The sequence below is a fragment of the Mycobacterium marseillense genome (assembly GCF_010731675.1).
In the GTDB taxonomy this organism is placed as follows: Bacteria; Actinomycetota; Actinomycetes; order Mycobacteriales; family Mycobacteriaceae; genus Mycobacterium; species Mycobacterium marseillense.
This window is the reverse complement of the sequence record NZ_AP022584.1, coordinates 5,253,720-5,278,141: the sequence shown is the minus strand read 5'-3', so window position 1 is coordinate 5,278,141 and position 24,422 is coordinate 5,253,720. Positions and strand designations below refer to the sequence as shown.

Annotated in this window: 17 protein-coding genes and 3 rRNA genes; 10 read left to right on the top strand and 10 right to left on the bottom strand. The window is 64.9% G+C overall.

Annotated features, from left to right (window positions below):
* Window positions 1-25 precede the first annotated feature (25 nt).
* Both G6N26_RS24660 and glgB read left to right on the top strand, forming a co-directional pair.
* The gene (locus G6N26_RS24660) at window positions 26-2,125 is read left to right on the top strand and encodes an alpha-1,4-glucan--maltose-1-phosphate maltosyltransferase (RefSeq protein WP_083015230.1); all 2,100 of its coding nucleotides are present in this window, start codon (window positions 26-28) and stop codon (window positions 2,123-2,125) included.
* A gap of 35 nt (window positions 2,126-2,160) precedes the next feature.
* Complete coding sequence (gene glgB, locus G6N26_RS24655) at window positions 2,161-4,356, top strand: 1,4-alpha-glucan branching protein GlgB (RefSeq protein WP_067175030.1); 2,196 nt, start codon at window positions 2,161-2,163, stop codon at window positions 4,354-4,356.
* Between the two features lie 88 nt (window positions 4,357-4,444).
* Here glgB and G6N26_RS24650 read toward each other — a convergent pair whose 3' ends face one another.
* Window positions 4,445-5,362 (bottom strand): tetratricopeptide repeat protein, encoded by a 918-nt coding sequence (locus G6N26_RS24650; RefSeq protein ID WP_083015227.1) that lies wholly within the window; start codon window positions 5,360-5,362, stop codon window positions 4,445-4,447.
* A 182-nt stretch (window positions 5,363-5,544) separates the two neighbouring features.
* Window positions 5,545-6,726 (bottom strand): acetyl-CoA C-acetyltransferase, encoded by a 1,182-nt coding sequence (locus tag G6N26_RS24645; RefSeq protein ID WP_083015224.1) that lies wholly within the window; start codon window positions 6,724-6,726, stop codon window positions 5,545-5,547.
* An 89-nt stretch (window positions 6,727-6,815) separates the two neighbouring features.
* On the opposite strand from G6N26_RS24645, the gene mce reads away from it, so the two are divergent.
* A complete protein-coding gene (gene mce, locus G6N26_RS24640) occupies window positions 6,816-7,283 on the top strand; it encodes a methylmalonyl-CoA epimerase (protein ID WP_082991547.1) in 468 nt (155 codons plus the stop codon).
* A gap of 10 nt (window positions 7,284-7,293) precedes the next feature.
* Here the strand turns inward: mce and G6N26_RS24635 are convergent, their stop codons facing one another.
* Window positions 7,294-7,602 carry a hypothetical protein gene (locus G6N26_RS24635; RefSeq protein WP_067175013.1) on the bottom strand — a complete coding sequence of 103 codons (309 nt, stop codon included), beginning with the start codon at window positions 7,600-7,602 and terminating at the stop codon, window positions 7,294-7,296.
* 23 nt (window positions 7,603-7,625) lie between these two features.
* Window positions 7,626-8,297 carry an endonuclease NucS gene (gene nucS, locus G6N26_RS24630; RefSeq protein ID WP_067175011.1) on the bottom strand — a complete coding sequence of 224 codons (672 nt, stop codon included), beginning with the start codon at window positions 8,295-8,297 and terminating at the stop codon, window positions 7,626-7,628.
* Window positions 8,298-8,342: 45 nt separating this feature from the next.
* Between nucS and G6N26_RS24625 the strand changes: the two genes are divergently transcribed.
* Window positions 8,343-9,968 (top strand): adenylate/guanylate cyclase domain-containing protein, encoded by a 1,626-nt coding sequence (locus tag G6N26_RS24625; RefSeq protein WP_083015220.1) that lies wholly within the window; start codon window positions 8,343-8,345, stop codon window positions 9,966-9,968.
* Window positions 9,969-9,980: 12 nt separating this feature from the next.
* Here G6N26_RS24625 and G6N26_RS24620 read toward each other — a convergent pair whose 3' ends face one another.
* Complete coding sequence (locus tag G6N26_RS24620) at window positions 9,981-11,054, bottom strand: GGDEF domain-containing protein (RefSeq protein ID WP_067175005.1); 1,074 nt, start codon at window positions 11,052-11,054, stop codon at window positions 9,981-9,983.
* Window positions 11,055-11,277: 223 nt separating this feature from the next.
* Between G6N26_RS24620 and G6N26_RS24615 the strand changes: the two genes are divergently transcribed.
* Genes G6N26_RS24615 through G6N26_RS24600 form a run of 4 tightly spaced genes read left to right on the top strand, consistent with a single transcriptional unit; the run spans window position 11,278 to window position 14,362 of the window.
* Window positions 11,278-12,765, top strand: a complete 1,488-nt coding sequence (locus G6N26_RS24615; protein WP_083015217.1) for a DNA-3-methyladenine glycosylase 2 family protein — start codon at window positions 11,278-11,280, stop codon at window positions 12,763-12,765.
* On the top strand, window positions 12,762-13,253 hold the full coding sequence (locus tag G6N26_RS24610; protein ID WP_083015213.1) for a methylated-DNA--[protein]-cysteine S-methyltransferase: 492 nt from the start codon (window positions 12,762-12,764) through the stop codon (window positions 13,251-13,253). Before G6N26_RS24615 ends, G6N26_RS24610 begins: the two co-directional genes overlap by 4 nt.
* Window positions 13,254-13,313: 60 nt before the next feature.
* Window positions 13,314-13,622: a hypothetical protein gene (locus G6N26_RS24605; RefSeq protein ID WP_067174990.1), complete on the top strand. Its 309-nt coding sequence runs from the start codon at window positions 13,314-13,316 to the stop codon at window positions 13,620-13,622.
* Window positions 13,623-13,645: 23 nt separating this feature from the next.
* A complete protein-coding gene (locus G6N26_RS24600; RefSeq protein ID WP_083015210.1) occupies window positions 13,646-14,362 on the top strand; it encodes a hypothetical protein in 717 nt (238 codons plus the stop codon).
* 52 nt (window positions 14,363-14,414) lie between these two features.
* Here the strand turns inward: G6N26_RS24600 and G6N26_RS24595 are convergent, their stop codons facing one another.
* Window positions 14,415-15,560: a PPE family protein gene (locus G6N26_RS24595; protein WP_083015206.1), complete on the bottom strand. Its 1,146-nt coding sequence runs from the start codon at window positions 15,558-15,560 to the stop codon at window positions 14,415-14,417.
* 364 nt (window positions 15,561-15,924) lie between these two features.
* Here G6N26_RS24595 and G6N26_RS24590 point away from each other — a divergent pair, with 364 nt between their 5' ends.
* Both G6N26_RS24590 and G6N26_RS24585 read left to right on the top strand, forming a co-directional pair.
* A complete protein-coding gene (locus G6N26_RS24590; RefSeq protein WP_067174953.1) occupies window positions 15,925-16,224 on the top strand; it encodes a PE family protein in 300 nt (99 codons plus the stop codon).
* 12 nt (window positions 16,225-16,236) lie between these two features.
* Entirely contained in the window at window positions 16,237-17,412 is a 1,176-nt protein-coding gene (locus G6N26_RS24585; RefSeq protein WP_067174941.1) for a PPE family protein, read from the top strand.
* Between the two features lie 230 nt (window positions 17,413-17,642).
* Here the strand turns inward: G6N26_RS24585 and rrf are convergent.
* From rrf to murA, 4 genes are all read right to left on the bottom strand, one after another.
* Window positions 17,643-17,755 (bottom strand): 5S ribosomal RNA (gene rrf / locus G6N26_RS24580).
* Between the two features lie 89 nt (window positions 17,756-17,844).
* A 23S ribosomal RNA gene (locus G6N26_RS24575) occupies window positions 17,845-20,954 on the bottom strand.
* A 283-nt stretch (window positions 20,955-21,237) separates the two neighbouring features.
* Window positions 21,238-22,768, bottom strand: a 16S ribosomal RNA gene (locus tag G6N26_RS24570).
* The 16S, 23S and 5S rRNA genes sit together here, the layout of an rRNA operon.
* A gap of 361 nt (window positions 22,769-23,129) precedes the next feature.
* Window positions 23,130-24,383, bottom strand: coding sequence for a UDP-N-acetylglucosamine 1-carboxyvinyltransferase (gene murA, locus G6N26_RS24565; protein WP_067174938.1), 1,254 nt, complete (start codon window positions 24,381-24,383; stop codon window positions 23,130-23,132).
* Window positions 24,384-24,422 lie beyond the last annotated feature (39 nt).

Genomic DNA, 24,422 nt, shown 5'->3' with positions numbered 1-24,422 from the left:
ACTGGCCGCACACAATCGGATCGGAGTGGTGGTGCCCGGTCGTGTCGAAATCGATAACGTCCAGCCGGTCGTTTCCTGTGGCGCGTTTCCCGCGAAGGCCGTGATCGGCGAGGTCGTACCGGTCAGCGCCGCGGTATGGCGAGAGGGCCACGAGGCCGTGGCGGCAACCCTGGTGGTCCGCTACCTCGGGCCAGGCTATCCGCAAGTCACCGAGACCCGCCGCGTCAAAGCCGTCCAGGCCCCGGCAAAGCCGGTGACCGACCGCGACGGCAAAGTTGACCAGCAACGAGTCAAGCCGCTGGCGCTCCCGATGACGATGGGTCTGGAACCCTACGTGTTCCACGGCCAGTTCACCCCCGACCAGGCCGGGCTGTGGACCTTCCGGGTCGACGGGTGGGGCGATCCCATTCACTCCTGGCGGCACGGGCTGGTTGCCAAGCTCGACGCCGGTCAGGGCGAGAAGGAACTGTCCAACGACCTGCTGGTCGGTGCCGGCCTTTTCGAACGCGCCGCGACGGAGGTGCCCCGCGCCCGGCGCGAACCGCTGCTGGCCGCCGCCACGGCGCTGCGCTCGCCGGGGGACCCGGTCACCCGAACGGCGCTGGCGCTGGGCCCGGAGATCGAGGAAATCCTGGCGGACTTCCCGCTGCGCGATTTCGTCACCCGCGGCGAGCAATACAGCATCTGGGTGGACCGGCCGTCGGCCCGGTTCGGCTCCTGGTACGAAATGTTTCCCCGCTCGACCGGCGGATGGGACGCCGCCGGCAACCCGGTGCACGGCACCTTCGCCACGGCGACGGCCGCGCTGCCGCGCATCGCGGCCATGGGATTCGACGTCGTCTACCTGCCGCCGATCCACCCGATCGGCAAGGTACATCGCAAGGGGCGCAACAACTCCCCCACCGCTGCTCCCGGAGATGTGGGATCCCCCTGGGCGATCGGCAGCGACGAGGGCGGCCACGACGCCGTCCACCCGGACTTGGGCACCATCGAGGACTTCGACGCGTTCGTCGCCGCGACCCGCGACTTGGGCATGGAGGTGGCGCTCGACCTGGCGCTGCAATGCGCGCCCGACCATCCTTGGGCGCGTGACCACCGCAACTGGTTCACCGAATTGCCCGACGGCACAATCGCCTACGCGGAGAACCCGCCGAAGAAGTACCAGGACATCTACCCGATCAATTTCGACAACGACCCGGCCGGCCTCTACGACGAGGTGCTGCGCGTGGTCCGGCACTGGATGGACCACGGCGTCAAGTTCTTTCGGGTCGACAACCCGCACACCAAGCCGCCGGACTTCTGGGCGTGGTTGATCGCCGCGGTCAAGGCCATCGACCCCGATGTGCTGTTTCTCTCCGAGGCCTTCACACCGCCGGCCCGCCAGTACGGGCTGGCCAAACTGGGATTCACGCAGTCCTATAGCTACTTCACCTGGCGCACGGCGAAGTGGGAGCTGACCGAATTCGGTAACGACATCGCCGCTTTGGCCGACTTCCGTCGGCCCAACCTGTTCGTCAACACCCCCGACATCCTGCACGCGATCCTGCAGCACAACGGGCCCGGGATGTTCGCCATCCGTGCGGTGCTGGCCGCCACCATGGGGCCCGCCTGGGGCGTGTACTCGGGGTACGAGCTGTTCGAGCACCGCGCGGTGCGGGAAGGCAGTGAGGAGTACCTGAACTCGGAGAAGTACGAACTGCGGCCCCGCGATTTCGCGGGTGCGCTCGCCGAGGGACGGTCGCTCGAGCCATTCATCACGCAGCTCAACGCGATTCGCCGGCTCCATCCGGCGCTGCAGCAGCTGCGCACCATCCATTTCCATAGCGTGGACAACGACGCGCTGATCGCCTTCAGCAAGTTCGACCCGACCACGGGTGACTGCGTGTTGGTGGTGGTGACGCTCAACGCCTTCGGCCCCGAGGAAGCGACGCTGTTTTTGGATATGGCCGCACTGGGTATGGAGCCCTACGAGCGCTTTTGGGTGCGCGATGAGATCACCGGCCAGGAATTCCAATGGGGGCAAGCCAATTACGTCCGCATCGATCCCGGACAGGCGGTCGCTCACATCATCAACATGCCGATCGTGCCGGATGACGCTCGAATGACGCTGCTGCGCAGGCATTGAGACAGGACATGAAACGGACCGGAGGCGAAAGGGACATGAGCCAAGCCGACCAACTCGCTCGGACGCACCTGGCGCCCGATCCCGCCGATCTTTCACGCCTGGTCGCCGGCACACACTACAACCCGCACGGCATGCTGGGCGCTCACGAATACGGCGACCACACCGTCATCCGGGCGTACCGGCCGCACGCGGTCGAAGTCGTCGCCCTCGTCGGCGACGACCGATTCCCGATGCAGCACGTCGAGTCCGGCCTGTTCGCGGTGGTGCTGCCGTTCACCAACCTGATCGACTACCGGCTCCAGATCACCTACGAGGGCGCCGACCCGTACGTCGTCGCCGACGCGTACCGCTTCTTGCCCACCCTGGGCGAGGTCGACCTTCACCTGTTCGCCGAAGGGCGCCACGAGCGGCTCTGGGAAGTCCTTGGCGCGCACCCCCGCTCGTTCACCACGGCCGACGGCGTCGTCAACGGGGTGTCGTTCGCGGTGTGGGCGCCCAACGCCAAGGGCGTCAGCCTGATCGGTGAATTCAACGGCTGGACCGGTACCGAAGCCCCGATGCGAGTGTTGGGCTCCTCAGGTGTGTGGGAGCTGTTCTGGCCCGGCTTTCCGCTCGAGGGGCTGTACAAGTTCCGCGTCCACGGCGCCGACGGCGTGGTGACCGAGCGCGCCGATCCCATGGCCTTTGCCACCGAGGTGCCGCCGCACACGGCCTCCCGGGTGACCCGCAGCAGGTACACCTGGGAAGACGCCGACTGGATGACGCAGCGAGCCGGGCGCAACCCGGTGTTCGAGCCGATGAGCACCTACGAGGTTCACCTGGGTTCATGGCGACCCGGGCTCAACTACCGCCAGTTGGCCCGCGAGCTGACGGATTACGTTGTGGAGCACGGGTTCACCCACGTCGAGTTGCTCCCGGTGGCCGAGCATCCTTTCGCCGGGTCCTGGGGATACCAGGTGACGTCGTACTACGCGCCGACGTCGCGGTTCGGCACGCCGGACGAGTTCCGGGCCCTGGTCGACGCCCTGCACCAGGCGGGCATCGGCGTGCTGGTGGACTGGGTGCCCGCACACTTCCCGAAGGACGCGTGGGCGCTTGCCCGCTTCGACGGCACCCCCCTCTACGAGCACTCCGACCCTCAGCGCGGTGAGCAACTCGACTGGGGCACTTATGTTTTCGACTTCGGACGTCGGGAAGTGCGCAACTTCCTGGTGGCCAACGCCTTGTTCTGGCTCGAGGAATTCCACATCGACGGCCTACGGGTGGACGCGGTCGCGTCGATGCTGTACCTGGATTACTCCCGCCCCGAAGGCGGCTGGACCCCGAACATCTACGGCGGGCGGGAGAACTTGGAGGCGGTCCAGTTCCTGCAGGAGATGAACGCCACCGCGCACAAGACCGCCCCGGGCATTGTCACCATCGCCGAAGAATCGACCTCGTGGCCCGGGGTAACCCGGCCGACAAATCTTGGTGGCCTGGGCTTTTCGATGAAGTGGAACATGGGCTGGATGCATGACACGCTCGACTACATCAGCCGCGATCCGATCTATCGGAGCTTTCACCACCACGAGATGACGTTCTCGATGCTGTATGCGTTCAGCGAGAACTACGTCCTGCCGATCAGCCATGACGAGGTGGTCCACGGCAAGGGAACGCTGTGGGGACGAATGCCCGGCAACAATCACGTCAAGGCCGCCGGCTTGCGCAGCCTGCTGGCCTACCAGTGGGCGCACCCGGGCAAGCAGTTGCTGTTCATGGGCCAGGAATTCGGCCAACGCGCGGAATGGTCCGAGGAGCGCGGCCTGGATTGGTGGCAGCTCGACGAGCAGGGATTCTCCAACGGGGTCCTGCGCATGGTGCGCGACATCAACGACATCTACCGCAACCGCCCGGCGTTGTGGAGCCAAGACACCGTGCCCGACGGCTACTCCTGGATCGACGCCAACGACTCGGGCAACAACGTTTTGAGCTTCCTGCGGTACGGCAAGGACGGCTCGGTGATGGCGTGCGTATTCAACTTCGCCGGCGCCGAGCACGGCGGCTACCGACTCGGCCTGCCGTCGGCCGGCCGGTGGCGCGAGGTGCTCAACACCGACGCCACCGTCTATAACGGTTCGGGAGTCGGGAACATGGGCGGCGTCGACGCCACCGAAGACCCATGGCATGGGCGGCCGGCCTCGGCGGTGCTGGTGTTGCCGCCCACGTCGGCCCTCTGGCTGGAACCGGAGTAACGCGACTGATCCCGCCGAACGTCGACGTGTTGCGCGATTTGGGCGCTGTATAGCCCACCAACTCGACGTTCGTGGAGCTGAATTCGCGTCAGTACAGCGCGTTGGCCAGGTTGCGACGCCCGGCGACGACCTCGGGATCGGCCGGGTCGAAGAGTTCGAACAACTCCACCAGGCGAGTGCGCACCAACGCGCGATCATCGCCGGATGTGCTGCGCACCAACGCGATCAGGCGCTCGAACGCGGCAGCGACCTCCTGGTTGAGGATCTGCACGTCCGCGGCCGCGAGGGCGGCCTCGATGTCGCTGGGCGCCGCATCGGCGACGGCGACGGCGTCTGGGCGCTGCGCGGTCGCGCGCGTCAGGAAGTGGATCTGGCGGATCGCGCCCTTGGCCTCCGCGCTGGCCGGATTGGCGTCCAGGATCGACTGATAGGACGCCTTGGCGGCCTCGAAGTCGCCGTCCTCCAGCTGCTGACGGGCCGCGGCCAGCTCGGGGTCAACCTCATCGGATTCCGCCGAACCCGTTGCGCCCCTGAGCTTCCCGGCGGTCGCGGAAAGGATCTGGTCCAGCCAGCCGCGCAGTTGCTCGGCCGGCTGCACGCCTTGGAAACTCGAGATCGGCTGCCCCGCCGCCAACGCCACCACGGTCGGAACCGCGTCGACACCGAAGATCTGCGCGACCCTGGGCGCGACATCGACGTTGACGGTCGTCAGCGACCACCTGCCATTGTCCTGGCCGGACAACCCCGACAGCGTGTCGAGAAGCTGGACGCACGCATCGCTGCGCGGGGACCACAGCAGCACGACGACCGGCACTTCCTCAGAGCGGAGCAGAACCTCGGCCTCGAAGTTGGCCTCGGTGACCGCAGTGATGCCGCCGCCGCCCTCGGCGGGCGACGACGCGGGCCCCCCGGGAGCGGCGCCGGGCGACTGGGCGCGCTGCTTGAGACCGGACAGATCGACAGCACCGGTCAGTGCGGGACCGATGGAAGGTCGCGGACGCGTCACGCCGTCAAGTTTGTCATGCGCGCGGGCTACCGATCCACCCGGTGGCGGCGCCGCTCGAGCGCGGGCGCGCCGGGGCCGAAAATCACCTCAAAAAAGGGGCGTGATCGGCCCGTATGACGAAGATCACAAAATTTCTGCCACCGAGCGGCTCCAGCAACGTCGCGGGGACCCTCGATCGCTGGCTAACTCGCCCGCAGAATCAGGGCGTCGCCCTGCCCGCCGGCCCCGCACAGGGCCGCGACGGCGTAGCCGGACCCGCGCCGCGCCAGTTCCAGAGCCGCATGCAGCGTGATGCGCGCTCCCGACATGCCGATGGGATGACCGACAGCGATCGCACCGCCGTTGACGTTGACGATGTCGGGATTGACGCCGAGTTCGCGGGTCGAGGCCAGCGCGACCGCGGCAAACGCCTCGTTGATCTCCACGACGTCGAGTTGGTCCACGGAGATGCCCTCGCGGCTGATGGCCTTCTTGATCGCGTTGGCGGGCTGCGACTGCAGGGTGGAGTCCGGTCCGGCCACCACGCCGTGCGCGCCGATCTCGGCCAGCCAGCTCAGTCCCAGCTCCTGGGCTTTGGCCTTGCTCGTCACCACCACCGCGGCGGCGCCATCGGAAATCTGGGAGGCCGAACCGGCGGTGATGGTGCCGTCGCGGCGAAACGCCGGCTTGAGGCCGGCCAGCGACTCCGCCGTGGTGTTGGCGCGGATGCCTTCGTCCTCGGTGAACTGCAGCGGATCACCCTTGCGTTGCGGGATGTTGACCGGCACCACCTCGTCGGTGAAAACGCCGTCCTTCCACGCCGCGGCGGCCTTGCGATGCGAACCCGCAGCGAACTCGTCCTGCTCCTGGCGGGTGAACTTGTCGACGTCGTTGCGCTGCTCGGTAAGGGCGCCCATCGGCTGGTCGGTGAACACGTCGTGCAGGCCGTCGTAGGCCATGTGGTCGAGGACCGTGACGTCGCCGTACTTGTAACCCGAGCGGCTGTCCATCAGCAGGTGGGGCGCCTTCGACATGGACTCCTGACCGCCGGCCACCACCACCTCGAACTCGCCAGCACGAATGAGCTGGTCGGCCAGCGCGATGGAGTCGATTCCGGACAGGCACATCTTGTTGATGGTCAGCGCCGGAACGTCCCAGCCGATGCCGGCCGCCACGGCCGCCTGGCGTGCCGGCATCTGGCCGGCCCCGGCCGTCAGCACCTGGCCCATGATCACGTAGTCGACCGCGGAGGCCGGAAGATTGGCCTTCTCCAGCGCGCCGGCGATCGCGATGGCACCCAGATCGCTGCCCGAGAAATCCTTCAGCGAACCCATCAACTTGCCGATGGGGGTGCGTGCTCCAGCAACGATCACCGACGTCGTCATGACTCTCTCCTAAGGCCTGCTGGGCGCTCCCCCGACGGCCGTTTCGGCCTCCCGGAGAAGCGCAATCTTTGCCGCCAGGTTACCGTTATGTGATGACGACCGATCAAGTTGACGCCCGTCAGATCCTGGCCACCTCGCTGGTGACGGCGATCGATCACGTCGGCATCGCAGTCGCCGACCTGGACGCCGCCATCGACTGGTACCACGACCACCTCGGCATGATCCTGGTGCACGAGGAAGTCAACGAGGAGCAGGGAATCCGCGAAGCCATGCTGGCGGTGCGGGGTGCCCCGGCGGGCACCGCACAGATCCAGTTGATGGCCCCGTTCGACGAGTCCTCGACGATCGCGAAGTTCCTCGACAAGCGCGGTCCGGGCATCCAGCAGATGGCCGTTCGGGTCAGCGACCTCGACACCATGGTCGAGCGGCTCCGCGAGCAAGGCGTGCGGTTGATCTACGACGCACCCCGTCGCGGCACGGCAAACTCCCGGATCAACTTCATCCACCCCAAGGACGGCGGCGGAGTTCTGATCGAACTCGTCGAACCGGCCGCCTGAGGACCGCTACTCAAGACCACTTCCTGGTGGGACCGCGGGTGGCGCGGTGCGCCCAGCACGGCGTGTGCCAATGGCGGCGGTCCTCGACGTGACCCGCGTCTGTCCCGAACGCCGAATCGATCGGCCACACCACCAGATGTGCTGAGCCGGAGCGGATTTCGTGATCGCAGCCGGGGCACCGATAGGTCTTGACCGCGCGGGCCGCCGCGACGGGACGAACCTCGTACTCGTGGCCGTCGGGCCCGACCTCCACCCGGCGCAGCGCCGGCGGCGGCGCCGAGGGCCGCTGCCTGCGTGGCGGTGTGCGGCGCCGAGGCATGCGATCAGTCTAGTGACGAGGCTTCAGAACAGCCGGTACTCGTCGTTGTCCATGCCGCGCATCTTGTCGTAATCCAATGTCACACAACGGATCCCGCGATCGACGGCCAGGGTGCGCGCCTGCGGCTTGATCTGCTGGGCCGCGAAGACCCCTTGCACCGGGGCCAGCAGGCTGTCCCTGTTGAGCAGTTCGAGGTAGCGGGTGAGCTGCTCGACGCCGTCGATCTCGCCGCGCCGCTTGATCTCCACGGCCACCGAGGCGCCGCGTTCGTCGCGGCACAGCAGATCGACGGGGCCGATCGCGGTCATGTACTCGCGACGCACCAGGGTGTATCCCTCGCCCAGTAGCTGCACGTGCTCGGCGAGCAACGCCTGCAGGTGCGCTTCGACGCCATCCTTGACCAGCCCCGGGTCCACGCCCAGGTCGTGGCTGGAGTCGTGTTCGATCTCCTCGACGGTGATCCGCAGTTGCTCGCCGGCCTTGTTTTCGACCACCCACACCGGCGCGGGATCACCGGGCTGCTCGCTCAGCCAGCACGGCGGGCTCATCCAGTTCAGCGGCTTGTAGGCGCGGTCGTCGGCGTGCACACTGACCGATCCATCGGCCTTGAACAGCAACAGCCTGCGCGCGGAGGGCAGGTGCGCGGTGAGCCGGCCGACGTAGTCAACGGTGCATTGAGCGATCACTAGACGCACCCGACTCACCTTAGAGCGTGGCCGACAAATTAGGCTGACGCCACCATGTCGGCCAACACGTCCTTGGCACAACGAATCGGCCGGGTGCTCGAGCGCGTCACCCGTCAGAGCGGCCGTCTGCCGGAGACGCCGGCGTACGGCTCCCTGCTGCTCGGGCGGGTGTCGGAAAGCCAGGGCCGTCGCCGGGTGCGCATCCAGATCATCATGACGGTGATGGTGCTGGGGGCGAACCTGATCGGTGTCGCCGTCGCCCTGCTGTTGGTCACCGTCGCCATCCCGGTGCCGAGCGTGTTCGACGACGCGCCGGCGTGGATCACGTTCGGTGCCGCACCGGCCTACATCGTGGCGGCCTCGGCGTGGGGCACGTATTGGATCACCCGCCGGACCGTGATCGCCCTGCGCTGGGCGATCGAAGAGCGCAAGCCGACCCCAGAGGACGAGCGCAACACCTTTGTCGCCCCGTGGCGCATCGCCCTCGTCGACCTCGTCTTGTGGGGCATTGGGACGGTGCTGCTGACGACGCTGTTCGGCTTGGCCAACTCGCAGTTCATTCCGCGGTTCCTGCTCGTCGTGAGCTTTGCCGGAGTGGTGGTCGCCACCGCGAGTTATCTGCTCGCGGAGTTCGCGCTGCGTCCCGTAGCCGCGCAGGCGCTCGAAGCCGGACCACCGCCACGACGGTTCGCGGCGGGCATCATGGGCCGCACGATGGTCGTCTGGTTCCTCGGTTCGGCCGTGCCCGTCATGGGGATCATGATGCTGGCCTTTTTCGAACTCGTGTTGCGCAATCTGACCCAGACCCAGTTCGCGGTGGCCGTGTTGATCGTGTCGACGGCCCCGCTGATCTTCGGGTGCGTCCTGATGTGGATCTTGGCCTGGCTCACCGCGACACCGGTGCGGGTGGTCCGTGCCGCGCTGGCGCGCGTGGAGCGCGGCGATCTGCGCGGAAACCTCGTGGTGTTCGACGGCACCGAACTCGGCGAGCTGCAACGCGGCTTCAACACGATGGTCGACGGACTGCGGGAGCGGGAACGGGTCCGCGATCTGTTCGGCCGCCACGTCGGGCGCGAGGTCGCCCTTGCCGCGGAACGTGAACGGCCGAAGCTGGGCGGGGAAGAACGCCATGTTGCCGTCGTCTTCATCGACATCGTCGGGTCGACGCAGCTGGTGACGAGCCAACCGCCAGCCGAAGTCGTTGCGGTGCTGAACCGTTTCTTCGCGATCGTCGTCGAGGAGGTGGACCGCTACTGCGGGCTGGTCAATAAATTCGAAGGCGATGCGTCGCTGGCCATCTTCGGAGCGCCGAACCGCCTGGACAGTCCCGAAGACGCGGCGCTGGCCGCCGCCCGCTGTATCGCCGAGCGGCTGGCCGACGAGATGGCCGACCTCGAAGCCGGCATCGGTGTGGCGGCAGGCCAAGTCGTCGCCGGGAACGTCGGCGCCAAAGAACGATTCGAATACACCGTCATCGGTGAGCCGGTCAACGAGGCGGCGCGGCTGTGCGAGCTCGCCAAGTCACACGCCCACCATCTGCTCGCGACCGCCGACGCCATCGAGGGAGCGAGCGAAAGCGAGCGCGCACGTTGGTCGTTGGGCGACACCGTCACCCTGCGCGGGCACGGGCGCCCCACCCGCTTGGCGTCGCTCGACGACGTCGCTCCACCCGCTCAGTAGGACTTCGACGGCTCAGACCGGCACCTGGCGGTGGCGACTTTGGTTGCCGCCGCACCGTTTGGCTTCATACATCGCGGTGTCGGCCTGGGCGACCAATTGGTGAAACGCGTGCTCGGCATAGTCCGAGACGACGCTGCGCAACGCCAGGGTCGCGATTCCGACGCTGGCGGTCACCGATGCGTCCATCGCGGCGATCGCGTCACAGAGCTGTCGGCCCCACTCCGGCAGCTGTTCGGCGGTGACGATGTCGGCGACCAGGAATTCCTCCCCGCCAACGCGGCCGACGATGGCGGTCTCACCGCAAGCGGTCGTCAGGGTGCCCGCCACCTCGATGAGCGCCGCATCGCCGGCGGCGTGCCCACGGGTGTCGTTGAGCTCCTTGAAGCGGTCCAGATCGACCATCGCCACCGCCAGGAACAGGTGATGGGCGCCCGCGAGCATCCGACCGACGATCGCCCTGTCGCAGGCCCGCCGGTTCAGCAAGCCGGTCAGCGGGTCGCGGTTGGCCCGCGAGAGATCCACCCACAGCGCGCGCACCACGACCTGGATGGCGAGCGGAACCACCACGTTGAGTTCCAGCACCAGAAAGTAACCGGTGAAGGCCAGCACAGCCTGCCCCGTGGCGGCCAGGCGCACCGCTTGCCAGGCCCCGATCGCGCTGGCCGCGCAGAAGTTCAGCGCCATGAGCTTGGAGGTGTGGAAGAAAGCGATGTAGCCGCCGGTCACCGACAGCGCCGAGCATGCCATCAGTCCGACGAGCGGCTGGGGTTGCCATAGGCAGCCGCCGCCAATGGCTACCGTGCCGGTCATGATGTAGAAGATGGACTGGCGCCGAGTGGGCCACCCACTCAACCACAGCACCGTCATCACCAGTCCGATCACCGCGGCCAGCACCGAAACCGTGAGCGCCACATGTGGATACAACGGGACAGGGCCACACCACACGTTGACGGGCACCAGCACCAATGAGGCCGCCACGACAGCCAACACCCTGCGGGTGTAGGTGCTCAGCCCGTGCGCTTGCAAATAGCCTGTCAGCCAATCGAAGTGGTCGTCCTGCCCCCACCACGTCGCCAGCCGCTTCATCAGTTCGCCTTTCCCCGAACTCACTCACCCCGTCGGGTCGCTGTCAGAGCCGGCGAGTTGGGTCACAGTTAATACCATCGCGTGCAGGAAGTACCTCGATTCGACAAGAAAGCCACTCCGGCGTCAGGCCAGGCCGACGCCGATGCGTGGCCCCGGCACCTACGCCCACCACGATGTCGCTTTTCCGCTAGTTTTGTCGGCGCGCGGGTGTAAGCCTGGAAGCGTGCACGACGATTTCGACCGCTGCTACCGCGCCGTCCAGTCCAAGGACGCGCGGTTCGACGGCTGGTTCGTCACCGCCGTGTTGACCACCGGGATCTATTGCCGCCCCAGCTGCCCGGTGCGGCCGCCGTTCGCTCGCAACGTGCGGTTTTACCCCACGGCGGCGGCCGCCCAGCGCGCCGGCTTTCGGGCCTGCAAACGGTGCCGCCCGGACGCCTCGCCGGGATCCCCGGAATGGAACGTGCGCGGTGACGTGGTGGCGCGCACGATGCGGCTCATCGCCGACGGCACGGTGGACCGCGACGGCGTCGGCGGCCTGGCCGCCCACCTCGGTTACACCACTCGCCAGCTCGAACGGCTCCTGCAGGCCGAGGTCGGCGCCGGCCCGCTCGCACTGGCCCGCGCGCAGCGCGCACAGACCGCTCGTGTGCTGATCGAGACGACGGACCTGCCGTTCGGCGACGTCGCCTTCGCCGCGGGCTTCTCCAGCATCCGTCAGTTCAACGACACGGTGCGTTCGGTGTTCGAGGGCACGCCGAGCACGCTGCGCCGGCGCGCCGCGGCGCGGCCCGCGGCGGAGGGCAATTCGGCCGGCTCCGTGTGCCTTCGACTCCCGGTTCGCACGCCGTTCGCCTACGAGGGCGTCTTCGGCCATCTCGCGGCGGGCACCGTTCCCGGGTGCGAGGAGGTCCGCGACGGCGCGTACCGGCGCACCCTGCGCCTTCCGTTCGGCAACGCCATCGTGACCCTGACGCCGGCCGTCGACCATGTCCATTGCGTCCTCGTGCTCGACGATTTCCGCGACCTGACCACGGCGATCGCCCGCTGCCGGCGGCTGCTGGACCTCGACGCGGACCCGGAAGCGGTCGACGAAGCGCTGGGCGGGGACACCGAGCTGCGCCCCGTCGTAGCCAAGGCGCCCGGTCAGCGCATTCCGCGCACCGTCGACGAAGCCGAGCTCGCGGTGCGCGCAGTGCTCGGGCAGCAGGTGTCCACCAGGGCCGCGAGCACCCACGCCGGCCGCCTGGTCGCCGCGTACGGACAGCCGGTCAACGACCCCGGCGGGACGTTGACCCGCACCTTCCCCTCCGTCGAAGAGCTCGCCGAGATCGACCCCGTCCATCTGGCGGTGCCCACCGCCCGCCGGCGCACGCTGAGCGCATTGGTCGCCGGCCTCGCCGACGGCGGCATCGTGCTGGACACCGGGTGCGACTGGGACAGTGCCCGCAGCCAATTACTCGCGTTGCCCGGAGTGGGCCCCTGGACCGCGGAAGTGATCGCGATGCGGGGCCTGGGAGACCCGGATGCCTTCCCCGCCAGCGATCTCGGGCTGCGCCTGGCCGCCAAACAGCTGGGGCTTCCGTCCGACGAACGCTCCCTCATCGAACGGGCCGCCCGCTGGCGCCCCTGGCGTTCCTATGCCACCCAATATCTTTGGACCACCCTCGAGCATCCGGTAAACCATTGGCCGCCACAGGAGGTCGCATGATCGAGTACCGCACCATCGACAGCCCCATCGGATTGCTGACCCTGGCCGGTCGCGACTCGGTGCTGATGCACCTCCGGATGGTCGACCAGACGTATGAGCCGAGCCGCGCCGGCTGGTCGCCGAACCCGCGGGCGTTCGGCGAGGCCGTCGAGCAGCTGGCCGCCTATTTCGCCGGCGAGCGCACCGACTTCGATTTCGAGTTCGATCTGCACGGCTCCGAGTTTCAGCGGCGCGTGTGGAAGGCGTTGCTGACCATTCCCTACGGGGAGACCAGGTCATACGGACGAATCGCCGAGCAGATCGGCGCTCCGGGGGCCGCGCGCGCTGTGGGATTGGCCAACGGGCATAACCCGATCGCGATCGTCGTGCCGTGCCACCGGGTCATCGGCGCGAACGGCACCCTCACCGGCTACGGCGGTGGCCTGCAGCGCAAACGCGCGCTGCTGGATCTGGAAAAGGTCCACAGTTGCGCGACGCTGTTCGACTGACCGCGGGCGCGGTCGCGTTTGTTTTGCGAGGTCCGTCGAACGGAGCTATCGTCCATCATTGTGGACGACAGTGCGAAGGACCCGGCCGTGGTTCTGCCGTACCTGGTCGGTCGGCCCTTGGCGGCCACCGAGGTCTACGAAGCGTTCGGCTATCGCAAGTCCGCGTACTATAAGGCGGCTCGCGAGGGCAGGCTGATCACCGCGGACAACCTGATCAGGGCGGCCAAGTATTTGGGGCTGAACCCGGTTGACCTGCAAGTTCGCTACGGTCTGATCGACCCCGACTCGGTTACCGAGTACGTGGAGTCCCAGGCCGGCCCGCCCAGGCTGCGTGACCTTCGTCCCGATCCCAACAGTCCGCCCGTCTGAGCGGCACTGCCGGGACCGTTTGGATGATCAAAACCGCACTCATCAGCGTCACGCTGGCGGCCCTCCTGTGCAGCCTGTGGATTCGGCGCGACACCTGGCGCTCGCGATGGGAGGCCGGCGCTACCCGCAACATCGCACTGCACGGCTGCGCGGTGCTGCTGATGTCGCACTGGGCCGCGGCCGCGCTCGGACCGCCCCTGCACCGCGTCTTCGGGCTGTGGAACGTGCAACATCTGCTCGGCCACATCTGCTGGATCTTCGCGGTGACGGCGATCATCCGGCACGGCCTCATCCGTCTCGTCGACGAAGCCCACGAGCGCGTCCTGCTGCGCAAACATGTCACGCGCCCGCTGCGTGTTGCGGTTCCGCTACTGGTGGCGCTGTTCGTCATCGCCGATGAAGGCCATCACCTCGACTTCTTCGCCGCTCCCGCCAGCGACTTCTGGCTGGTCGCTTACTGGTTGGTCTTGGGCGCCCTGATCATCTATCTCCTCACCTACGCAGGACGAGTACTGCTGATACTGCGGACAGATCCCCGCTCCACGACGACCGTCGACCTCTACCTGATCTCGGCGGGATTCGGGGTGGCGGCGAGCGTGATTCAAATCGGCACCGCCTGGGCGGGCAGCGATATCGCCTTGCCCGTCTGGTTGTGCGCCTGCCTGAGCGCCATCGGCTTCGCCTACGGATCCGCCCGCTCCTGGCAGGCCAAGGTCGCCTGGTTCACGCCCGGCAAATAGGCCACCCGCGCGTTCGATCGCGCCGACCGGCGCGACGCGGGACCGTGAGCGTTTATCCGCCGACGACGTGCCGTGCTACCACCATCGGACGGAACCCGTATCGCTGTCCGACGATCTTGCCGCCGGCCCCCCGACCCGTGCCCGTCAGCGGTATGCCGCGGAGCATCCCGCTTCCCTTGGCCTCGGGGCCGGCGCTGACGGTGCTGACCGCCGGCGGCGCTGTTTCCGCGCTAGCCGCGGGGGCCGCGGCGGCCCAACTCTGCGGGACCGACAAGTGGCCGACCGTGCCCGCCCTGCCCAGGCCCGCCGACACCGACGCACCGGAGGGCGTCGGGCCACCGCCCAGGGTTCCACCCACACCGCGCAAGGTGACCGCAGGCACCACGGCTTTGCTGTCACCGGCGGCCGGCGCCACACCTTCCCAGAGCTTCATCATGTGCTCCCAGTCGCCCATGTGGTTATAGGTCATACCAAGGTGGTTGGTATACAACGAAGTCAGCTTTTTCCAGGATTCCGATGTCGACGCTCCGGCTGTCGCGCCGGATCCATCCACCGCTCCGCCGGTGGCCGCGCCGGAGTTCGCCAGCGTCGAGGACGCGCCGGGCTGGGCGCTAGTCTCGGCCGCCGTCTCCGCGGCGTGTGCCACCGCCATCTCCTGAGCGGCCCGCCCCGCCGGGTTGGTGGTCGTCGGCGACTGGTCGAAGGTGGGCAGCGCTGAGGCGCCGGCCGACGCCGCGGCGTAGCCATACATCGCCGCCGCGTCCTGGGCCCACATCTCGGCGTACTGGGCCTCGGTAGCCGCGATCGCCGGCAGGTTCTGGCCGAAGAAGTTCGTCGCGATCAGCATCATCAGTTGCGCGCGGTTGGCCGCGATCACCGGTGGCGGAACCGTCATCGCGAACGCTGCCTCGTAGGCACCCGCGGCAGCCTTCGCCTGGACGGCCGTCTGCTCGGCCTGCGCGGCCGTCGCGCTCAGCCACGCCGCGTACGGGGCCGAGGCGTTGGCCATCGTCGCCGACGCGGGCCCCAGCCACGCGCCGGTCAGTTCGGCGATCATCGAGCTGTAGGAGGCCGCCGTCGTGTACAGATCGATGGCCAACCCGTCCCAGGCTGCGGCGGCCGCCAGCATCGGCCCCGAACCCGCGCCGACATACATCCGCCCGGAGTTGACCTCCGGGGGAAGCGCCCCGTAATCCACTAAGTGGTCCCCTCGTCTTGTCGACGGCTTTCGGACGCACCCCAACGCCGCCCGAAACTGTGGTCAGATACTTGTGCGCGGGTACCGTCCGGCGCGGTCGACACCGTCGGCCTTGCAGTCACGAACGCGATGCCGTTCTTCGGCCGCGACGGCTGTCCTTCACCAGTGGACGTTTGTGCATATATGTGATCGTAAGAACATATATGTACGTGGTAGTTCACGAATCTGAACTGAATCTAGCTAAAGATGAACATTTGTCTTTGGCAATACACTATTGGGCGCGCAGCACTTAACCTCGCGGAGGAGCGGCTTTTAGCGGCCGTTCAGCACCTTCAAGCCGAACCCAGCGAGGAGAGAAATCACCGTGTCGTTCGTGACCACCCAGCCGGAAGCGTTATCCGCCGCAGCCCAGAACCTGGCCGCTATCGGTGGGGCGCTGGCCGCACAGAATGCAGCGGCATCGGCACCGACGATGGGAGTGGTGCCCGCGGCAACCGACGAGGTCTCGGTGCTGGTCGCGACCCAGTTCGCCGCGCACGCCCAGATGTATCAGAACGTCTGCGCCCAGGCCACGGTGATTCACGACAGCTTCGTGAGGATGCTGCACTTCGGCGCGAGTTCGTATGCGGCGACCGAAGCCATCAACGCCGCCGCGTCCAGCTGAGGAGGGTGACACGTGCTGGATTTCGGAGCGCTACCCCCGGAGATCCATTCGGAGCGCATGTATTCCGGGCCGGGCCCGGGATCGATGATGGCCGCGGCGTGGGCCTGGAACCTGCTGGCCGCGGAGTTGGATTCGGCCGCCAATGACTACGACAGGATCGTCACGCAACTGGTAAGCGAAGAGTGGATGGGCCCCGCCTCGGCCCAGATGGCCGAGGCGGCCCAACCTTATGTGACGTGGATGCGCGCCACCGCCGTGCAGGCCGAGCAGGCCGCCATTTCGGCCAGGGCCGCGACGGGCGCTTACGAAGCCGCGTTTGCCGCCACGGTGCCTCCGCCGCTGATCGAAGCCAACCGCATCCAGCTCGCCCAGGCGGTGTCGACCAATGTCCTGGGCCAAAACACGCCGCTGATCGTTCAGCTCGAGGCGCAATACGCCGAAATGTGGGCGCAAGACGCTACCGCCATGTACGGCTACGCGGGCCAGGCGGCCCCGGTCACTCAGGTGACACCCTTCACCCGGCCGACCGAGACCACCAATCCGGCGGGAGAGGGCATGCAGGCGGCCTCGGTCGCCCAGGCGGCCGGCACCGCGGCCGGCTCGGAATCGACACAGTCCCAATTGCTGTCGTCGGTACCGCCCACGCTGCGGGCACTCTCGTCACCCGCGGCGGCGACCACGGAGCCGCCACCGCCGATCACAGACCTGCTGGAACAGAATCCCGTCTTCGACATGTGGGCCGAATACGCCAGCCCTACCCAAAACACCCTCGCGATGATGTATCGCGTTACCGGGATGTCGACTCACTTCCTGTCGCTTTCAAAGGGTTTGGCGCCTGCCGCCAAGGCCGCCAGCGAGGGAGCCAAGGCCGCCGCGGGCCTGCCGGCGATCGGTGCGTCGCTGCGTGGCCTGACGGGTGGTGGCGGCGCCATATCGGCAAGCTTGGCTTCGGCCGCACCGGTCGGTGGTTTGTCTGTGCCGCCCGCGTGGTCCGCCGCGACCCCGGCGGTCACCTCCGGGGCATCGTCGATTCCGGTCAGCCGCTTCATCACCACCCCGGACACGCCAGGGCCCGGAAACCTGTTGGGCGGGATGCCGCTGGCGGGCGTCGGCGGAAGTTCGGGCGGCACCGGTCCGCGCTACGGGATCCGCCCGACGGTGATGGCACGCCCGCCGTTTGCCGGATAACGCGACGAGGACATCACGGACGTTTAGGTCGAGATCAGTGCAGCGCCGTTCGGTCAGCCGTCCGCCGCCGCACTGCGCTCGGCCTATTGCGCATCCCGGTGCCCCCGCCGGCAGATAGCCCCGCACTTCGATCCCTGGCGCATGCCGGCGTACCTATAAATGCCTGCGCCCCAGCGATTTTGGGCTACATATGCAAAAACACCCCCGTTGCCGGGGGTGTTTTTGTGTATGTTCGGCGGTGTCCTACTTTTCCACCCGTATGGGCAGTATCATCGGCGCTGACAGGCTTAGCTTCCGGGTTCGGGATGGGACCGGGCGTTTCCCTGTCGCTGTGGCCGCCGTAACTCTATTTAAATTTGTTTGGTGGGGGGTGCGGTGTTCAAGCTTTCCGCGACAAATTGTCGCCGAAATGGACTGTGGTTGCGATTGTGTGTTGGTAAGTTTTCGGCCGGTTAGTGCCAGTTCCCTGCACTCATTACTGAGCTTCCAGGTCTGACCTATCGATCCCGTGGTCTGCGGGGGGCCTTATCCCTCTAAAAGGGTGAGAAACCTGATCTTGGAGAAGGTTTCCCGCTTAGATGCTTTCAGCGGTTATCCTGTCCGAACGTGGCTATCCAGCCGTGCTCCTGGTGGAACAACTGGTATACCAGAGGTTCGTCCGTCCCGGTCCTCTCGTACTAGGGACAGGTTTCCTCAAGTTTCTGACGCGCGCGGCGGATAGAGACCGAACTGTCTCACGACGTTCTAAACCCAGCTCGCGTGCCGCTTTAATGGGCGAACAGCCCAACCCTTGGGACCTGCTCCAGCCCCAGGATGCGACGAGCCGACATCGAGGTGCCAAACCATCCCGTCGATATGGACTCTTGGGGAAGATCAGCCTGTTATCCCCGGGGTACCTTTTATCCGTTGAGCGACACCCCTTCCACTCGGGGGTGCCGGATCACTAGTCCCGACTTTCGTCCCTGCTTGACTTGTAAGTCTCGCAGTCAAGCTCCCTTGTGCACTTACACTCAACACCTGATTGCCGTCCAGGTTGAGGGAACCTTTGGGCGCCTCCGTTACATTTTAGGAGGCAACCGCCCCAGTTAAACTACCCACCAGGCACTGTCCGTGAACCGGATATACGGTTCGACGTTAGGTGTCCAATACGATCAGAGTGGTATTTCAACAACGACTCCATACAAACTGGCGTCTGTATTTCACAGTCTCCCACCTATCCTACACAAACCGTACCGAACACCAATACCAAGTTGTAGTGAAGGTCCCGGGGTCTTTTCGTCCTGCCGCGCGTAACGAGCATCTTTACTCGTAGTGCAATTTCGCCGAGTCTATGGTTGAGACAGTTGGGAAGTCGTTACGCCATTCGTGCAGGTCGGAACTTACCCGACAAGGAATTTCGCTACCTTAGGATGGTTATAGTTACCACCGCCGTTTACTGGGGCTTAAATTCTCCGCTTCACCTTACGGTTAACGGGTCCTCTTAACCTTCCAGCACCGGGCAGGCGTCAGTCCGTATACATCGTCTTGCGACTTCGCACGGACCTGTGTTTTTAGTAAACAGTCGCTACCCACTGGTTTCTGCGGCCGGATCCCGCTCCCACCGCAAGGGTGTTCACGGTATTCCGGCCCCCCTTCTCCCGAAGTTACGGGGGTATTTTGCCGAGTTCCTTAACCATAGTTATCTCGTACGCCTTGGTATTCTCTACCTGACCACCTGTGTTGGTTTGGGGTACGGGCCGTGTATGTGCTCGCTAGAGGCTTTTCTTGGCAGCAGAGGATCACCGAATTCACCTCAACCGGCTATGCATCACCTCTCAGGATTAACGAGCGACGGATTTGCCTATCGCTCTCCCTACAGGCTTGCCCCAGTATTACCACTGACTGGTACGGCTACCTTCCTGCGTCACCCCATTGCTTGACTACTACCAGCGAAGGTCCCACGCAGCCCCACAGCGCCATCACCCCGAAGGGATCAAGTCGCTGCGGTTTTGGGTGGTTAGTACCGCTGATTCATCAGGGACGCCCATACACGGGTACGGGAATATCAACCCGTTGTCCATCGACTACGCCTGTCGGCCTCGCCTTAGGTCCCGACTCACCCTGGGCGGACTGGCCTGGCCCAGGAACCCTTGGTCTTACGGCGGGCAAGGTTCTCACTTGCCTTATCGCTACTCATGCCTGCATTCTCACTCCCCCACCCTCCACCACCGGTTACCCGGAGGCTTCGCTGAATGAGGGACGCTCCCCTACCCACATCCACGTAGACGTGAATGTGCCGCGGCTTCGGCGGTGTGCTTGAGCCCCGCTACATTATCGGCGCATAATCACTTGACCAGTGAGCTATTACGCACTCTTTCAAGGGTGGCTGCTTCTAAGCCAACCTCCTGGTTGTCTCTGCGACTACACATCCTTTTCCACTTAGCACACGCTTAGGGGCCTTAGCCGGCGATCTGGGCTGTTTCCCTTTCGACGTACGGAGCTTATCCCCCGCCGTCTCACTGCCACGCTTTACACCACGGCATTCGGAGTTTGGCTGACGTCAGTAACCTAGTAGGGCCCATCGGCCATCCAGTAGCTCTACCTCCGTGGTGAACCACGCAACGCTGCACCTAAATGCATTTCGGGGAGAACCAGCTATCACGGAGTTTGATTGGCCTTTCACCCCTACCCACAGCTCATCCCCTCAGTCTTCAACCTAAGTGGGTTCGGGCCTCCACGCGGTCTTACCCGCGCTTCACCCTGGCCATGGGTAGATCACTCCGCTTCGGGTCCAGAACACGCCACTACACCCCAAAGGGGATGCGCCCTATTCAGACTCGCTTTCGCTGCGGCTACCCCGCACGGGTTAACCTCGCGACGTGTCCCTGACTCGCAGGCTCATTCTTCAAAAGGCACGCCATCACCCCACAAGGAGGCTCTGACGGATTGTAGGCACACGGTTTCAGGTACTATTTCACTCCCCTCCCGGGGTACTTTTCACCATTCCCTCACGGTACTAATCCGCTATCGGTCATCGAGAAGTATTTAGGCTTACCGGGTGGTCCCGGCAGATTCACAGCAGATTCCACGGGCCCGCTGCTACTCGGGAATTGATACAAGGTAGGTGACGGGTTTTCGCGTACCGGGCTCTCACCGTCTACGGCAGGCCATCCCAGACCACTTCCGCTAACCACGACACTTTCTGACTACCCCTCAGCCAGGTAGAGCTGAGACGTATCCTCCCACAACCCCGCACACACAACCCCTACCCGGTTACACATATGTGCGGTTTAGCCTGTTCCGCGTTCGCTCGCCACTACTGACGGAATCACAATTGTTTTCTTCTCCTACGGGTACTGAGATGTTTCACTTCCCCGCGTTCCCTCCCGCACCCTATATATTCAGATGCGGGTAACACGACATCACTCGTGCTGGGTTTCCCCATTCGGAAATCCTCGGATCAATGCTCGGTTGACAGCTCCCCGAGGCATATCGCAGCCTCCCACGTCCTTCATCGGCTCTCGATGCCAAGGCATCCACCATGCGCCCTTAAACACTTACTTACACACAAAAACCAAAGAAGAAATTACACATTTCGATGAACGCATCAGCCACGAAGGACTACGCGCTCATCTAGATGCTCGCAACCACTATCCAATACTCAAACACCACACCCCACCACCAAGATGGAGGGACTCCACACGGATCGACCGAGTGTTGTCTCAGGGCCCAATAGTGTGTCTGGCAATCATTTGCTGTTGTGCACCCGGCTCCCGTCCACTACAGACGACAACCCCTCACGGCTCGCACCCCACCAATTGGAGTGCTTTTCGTGGTGCTCCTTAGAAAGGAGGTGATCCAGCCGCACCTTCCGGTACGGCTACCTTGTTACGACTTCGTCCCAATCGCCGATCCCACCTTCGACAGCTCCCTCCCAAGGGTTAGGCCACTGGCTTCGGGTGTTACCGACTTTCATGACGTGACGGGCGGTGTGTACAAGGCCCGGGAACGTATTCACCGCAGCGTTGCTGATCTGCGATTACTAGCGACTCCGACTTCATGGGGTCGAGTTGCAGACCCCAATCCGAACTGAGACCGGCTTTAAAAGGATTCGCTTAACCTTGCGGCATCGCAGCCCTTTGTACCGGCCATTGTAGCATGTGTGAAGCCCTGGACATAAGGGGCATGATGACTTGACGTCATCCCCACCTTCCTCCGAGTTGACCCCGGCAGTCTCTCACGAGTCCCCGGCATTACCCGCTGGCAACATGAGACAAGGGTTGCGCTCGTTGCGGGACTTAACCCAACATCTCACGACACGAGCTGACGACAGCCATGCACCACCTGCACACAGGCCACAAGGGAACGCCTATCTCTAGACGCGTCCTGTGCATGTCAAACCCAGGTAAGGTTCTTCGCGTTGCATCGAATTAATCCACATGCTCCGCCGCTTGTGCGGGCCCCCGTCAATTCCTTTGAGTTTTAGCCTTGCGGCCGTACTCCCCAGGCGGGGTACTTAATGCGTTAGCTACGGCACGGATCCCAAGGAAGGAAACCCACACCTAGTACCCACCGTTTACGGCGTGGACTACCAGGGTATCTAATCCTGTTCGCTCCCCACGCTTTCGCTCCTCAGCGTCAGTTACTGCCCAGAGACCCGCCTTCGCCACCGGTGTTCCTCCTGATATCTGCGCATTCCACCGCTACACCAGGAATTCCAGTCTCCCCTGCAGTACTCTAGTCTGCCCGTATCGCCCGCACGCTCACAGTTAAGCCGTGAGATTTCACGAACAACGCGACAAACCACCTACGAGCTCTTTACGCCCAGTAATTCCGGACAACGCTCGCACCCTACGTATTACCGCGGCTGCTGGCACGTAGTTGGCCGGTGCTTCTTCTCCACCTACCGTCAATCCGAGAAAACCCGAACCTTCGTCGATGGTGAAAGAGGTTTACAACCCGAAGGCCGTCATCCCCCACGCGGCGTCGCTGCATCAGGCTTGCGCCCATTGTGCAATATTCCCCACTGCTGCCTCCCGTAGGAGTCTGGGCCGTATCTCAGTCCCAGTGTGGCCGGACACCCTCTCAGGCCGGCTACCCGTCGTCGCCTTGGTAGGCCATCACCCCACCAACAAGCTGATAGGCCGCGGGCCCATCCCACACCGCAAAAGCTTTCCACCAAAAGACATGCGTCTAAAGGTCCTATCCGGTATTAGACCCAGTTTCCCAGGCTTATCCCGAAGTGCAGGGCAGATTGCCCACGTGTTACTCACCCGTTCGCCACTCGAGTACCCCCGAAGGGGCCTTTCCGTTCGACTTGCATGTGTTAAGCACGCCGCCAGCGTTCGTCCTGAGCCAGGATCAAACTCTCCAAACAAAAACTCCTCGATGAACGAGGTGAATTTCAAATCAGAGATACCTGACAAGACACCAAATAACTGGCATCAAAAATTGCCATACCCACACACGGGGAGTGCTAGGTATGGCCAAAAAAACAACAACAAATAAAAAGACCAAACACACTATTGAGTTCTCAAACAACACTTGTTTCGCCCGTTTTGGGGCAACCCTGCCAGCTTAATACAGATCCGGCAGTGGAGTCAACTCCCAGTTTTGGTCTTCCAGAGACCGAGTCGGGAGCAGCCGTGCCAGGCTAGTACCAATCCAGCGAGGGAGTCAAGGCCCCGCTCTCGTCCACCTTCGCGTTGGTGATCGCGCTTGTGGGGCACTGACTTTGGTTACTCTACCCGCTCGATCTCCGCTCCCAAAATCGCCAGGTTTTCCACGAACAACGGGTAGCCGCGATCGATGTGGAAGACGTCGTGTACCTCGGTGTCTCCGTCGGCGACGAGCCCCGCCAACACCAGGCCGGCGCCGGCCCGAATGTCCGAACACCACACCGGCGCGCTCGACAATTGCGGCAGTCCGCGCACGACGGCGTGGTGCCCGTCGGTGCGGGCGTCGGCGCCCAGCCGGATCATTTCCTCGACAAAACGAAAGCGGGCCTCGAATACGTTCTCGGTGATCATCGACGTGCCATCGGCGATCGATGCCAGCGCGATCGCCATGGGCTGCAGGTCGGTGGGAAAGCCGGGAAACGGCAGGGTCGCGACGTTGACGGCCTTCGGGCGCTCGTACTGGGCCACCCGGAAGCTGTCGTCCGTTTGGGTGACCGTGGCGCCGGCGTCGTGCAGTTTGTGCAGCACAACCTGCAGGTGCCCGGGGTCGACGCCGGTGACGGAGATGTCTCCGCGGGTCATCGCGGCGGCGATGCCCCACGTGGCGGCGACGATGCGATCCCCGATGACGCGATGTTCGGTCGGGTGCAGCCGCGGGACGCCCGTGATGGTCATCGTCGGCGAACCCGCGCCTTCGACCTGCGCGCCCATCTGGTTCAACATCGTGCACAGATCGACGACGTCCGGTTCGCGCGCGGCGTTGTGGATCGTGGTCACGCCTTCCGCCACGACCGCGGCCATCAGGATGTTCTCGGTGGCCCCCACCGACGGAAACTCCAACTGAATCTCCGCGCCGCGCAACGTATCCGCCTGCGCCACCACGCATCCGTGCTCGATATTGCATTGCGCGCCCAGCTGGCGCAGGCCGGCCTGGTGCATGTCCAGCGGCCGCGACCCGATGGCGTCTCCGCCGGGAAGGGCGACGCGGGCCCGCTTACACCGACCGACCAGTGGCCCCAGTACGCACACCGAAGCCCGGAACTGTCGCACCGCGGCGAAGTCGGCATCGTATTTCGGCTCATCGGGTGAGGTGATTCGGGCGACGTCGCCGTCGAGTTCCACGGTGGCACCGAGGCCGCGCAGCACCTCGGCCATCAGCGGTACATCGAGGATGTCGGGGCAGTTGGTGATGGTGCTGGTGCCTTCGGCCAACAACGCCGCGGCCATCAGCTTGAGCACGCTGTTCTTTGCGCCCCCCACCGCGACTTCGCCGGACAACCGGTTGCCGCCGGTCACCACGAATCGCTCAGCCACCCGCGTCAGTCTAGTGAAGGGGTATCGGCTTGTCAGTCG

Excerpts from the sequence above, each read along its gene's own strand:
- G6N26_RS24635 (WP_067175013.1), bottom strand. The coding sequence starts at position 7,602 with ATGCCTCGGCGCCGCACACCGCCACGCAGGCAGCGGCCCTCGGCGCCG.
- glgB (WP_067175030.1), top strand. The coding sequence starts at position 2,161 with ATGAGCCAAGCCGACCAACTCGCTCGGACGCACCTGGCGCCCGATCCC.
- G6N26_RS24645 (WP_083015224.1), bottom strand. The coding sequence starts at position 6,726 with ATGACGACGTCGGTGATCGTTGCTGGAGCACGCACCCCCATCGGCAAG.
- G6N26_RS24625 (WP_083015220.1), top strand. The coding sequence starts at position 8,343 with ATGTCGGCCAACACGTCCTTGGCACAACGAATCGGCCGGGTGCTCGAG.
- G6N26_RS24600 (WP_083015210.1), top strand. The coding sequence starts at position 13,646 with ATGATCAAAACCGCACTCATCAGCGTCACGCTGGCGGCCCTCCTGTGC.
- G6N26_RS24620 (WP_067175005.1), bottom strand. The coding sequence starts at position 11,054 with ATGAAGCGGCTGGCGACGTGGTGGGGGCAGGACGACCACTTCGATTGG.
- G6N26_RS24610 (WP_083015213.1), top strand. The coding sequence starts at position 12,762 with ATGATCGAGTACCGCACCATCGACAGCCCCATCGGATTGCTGACCCTG.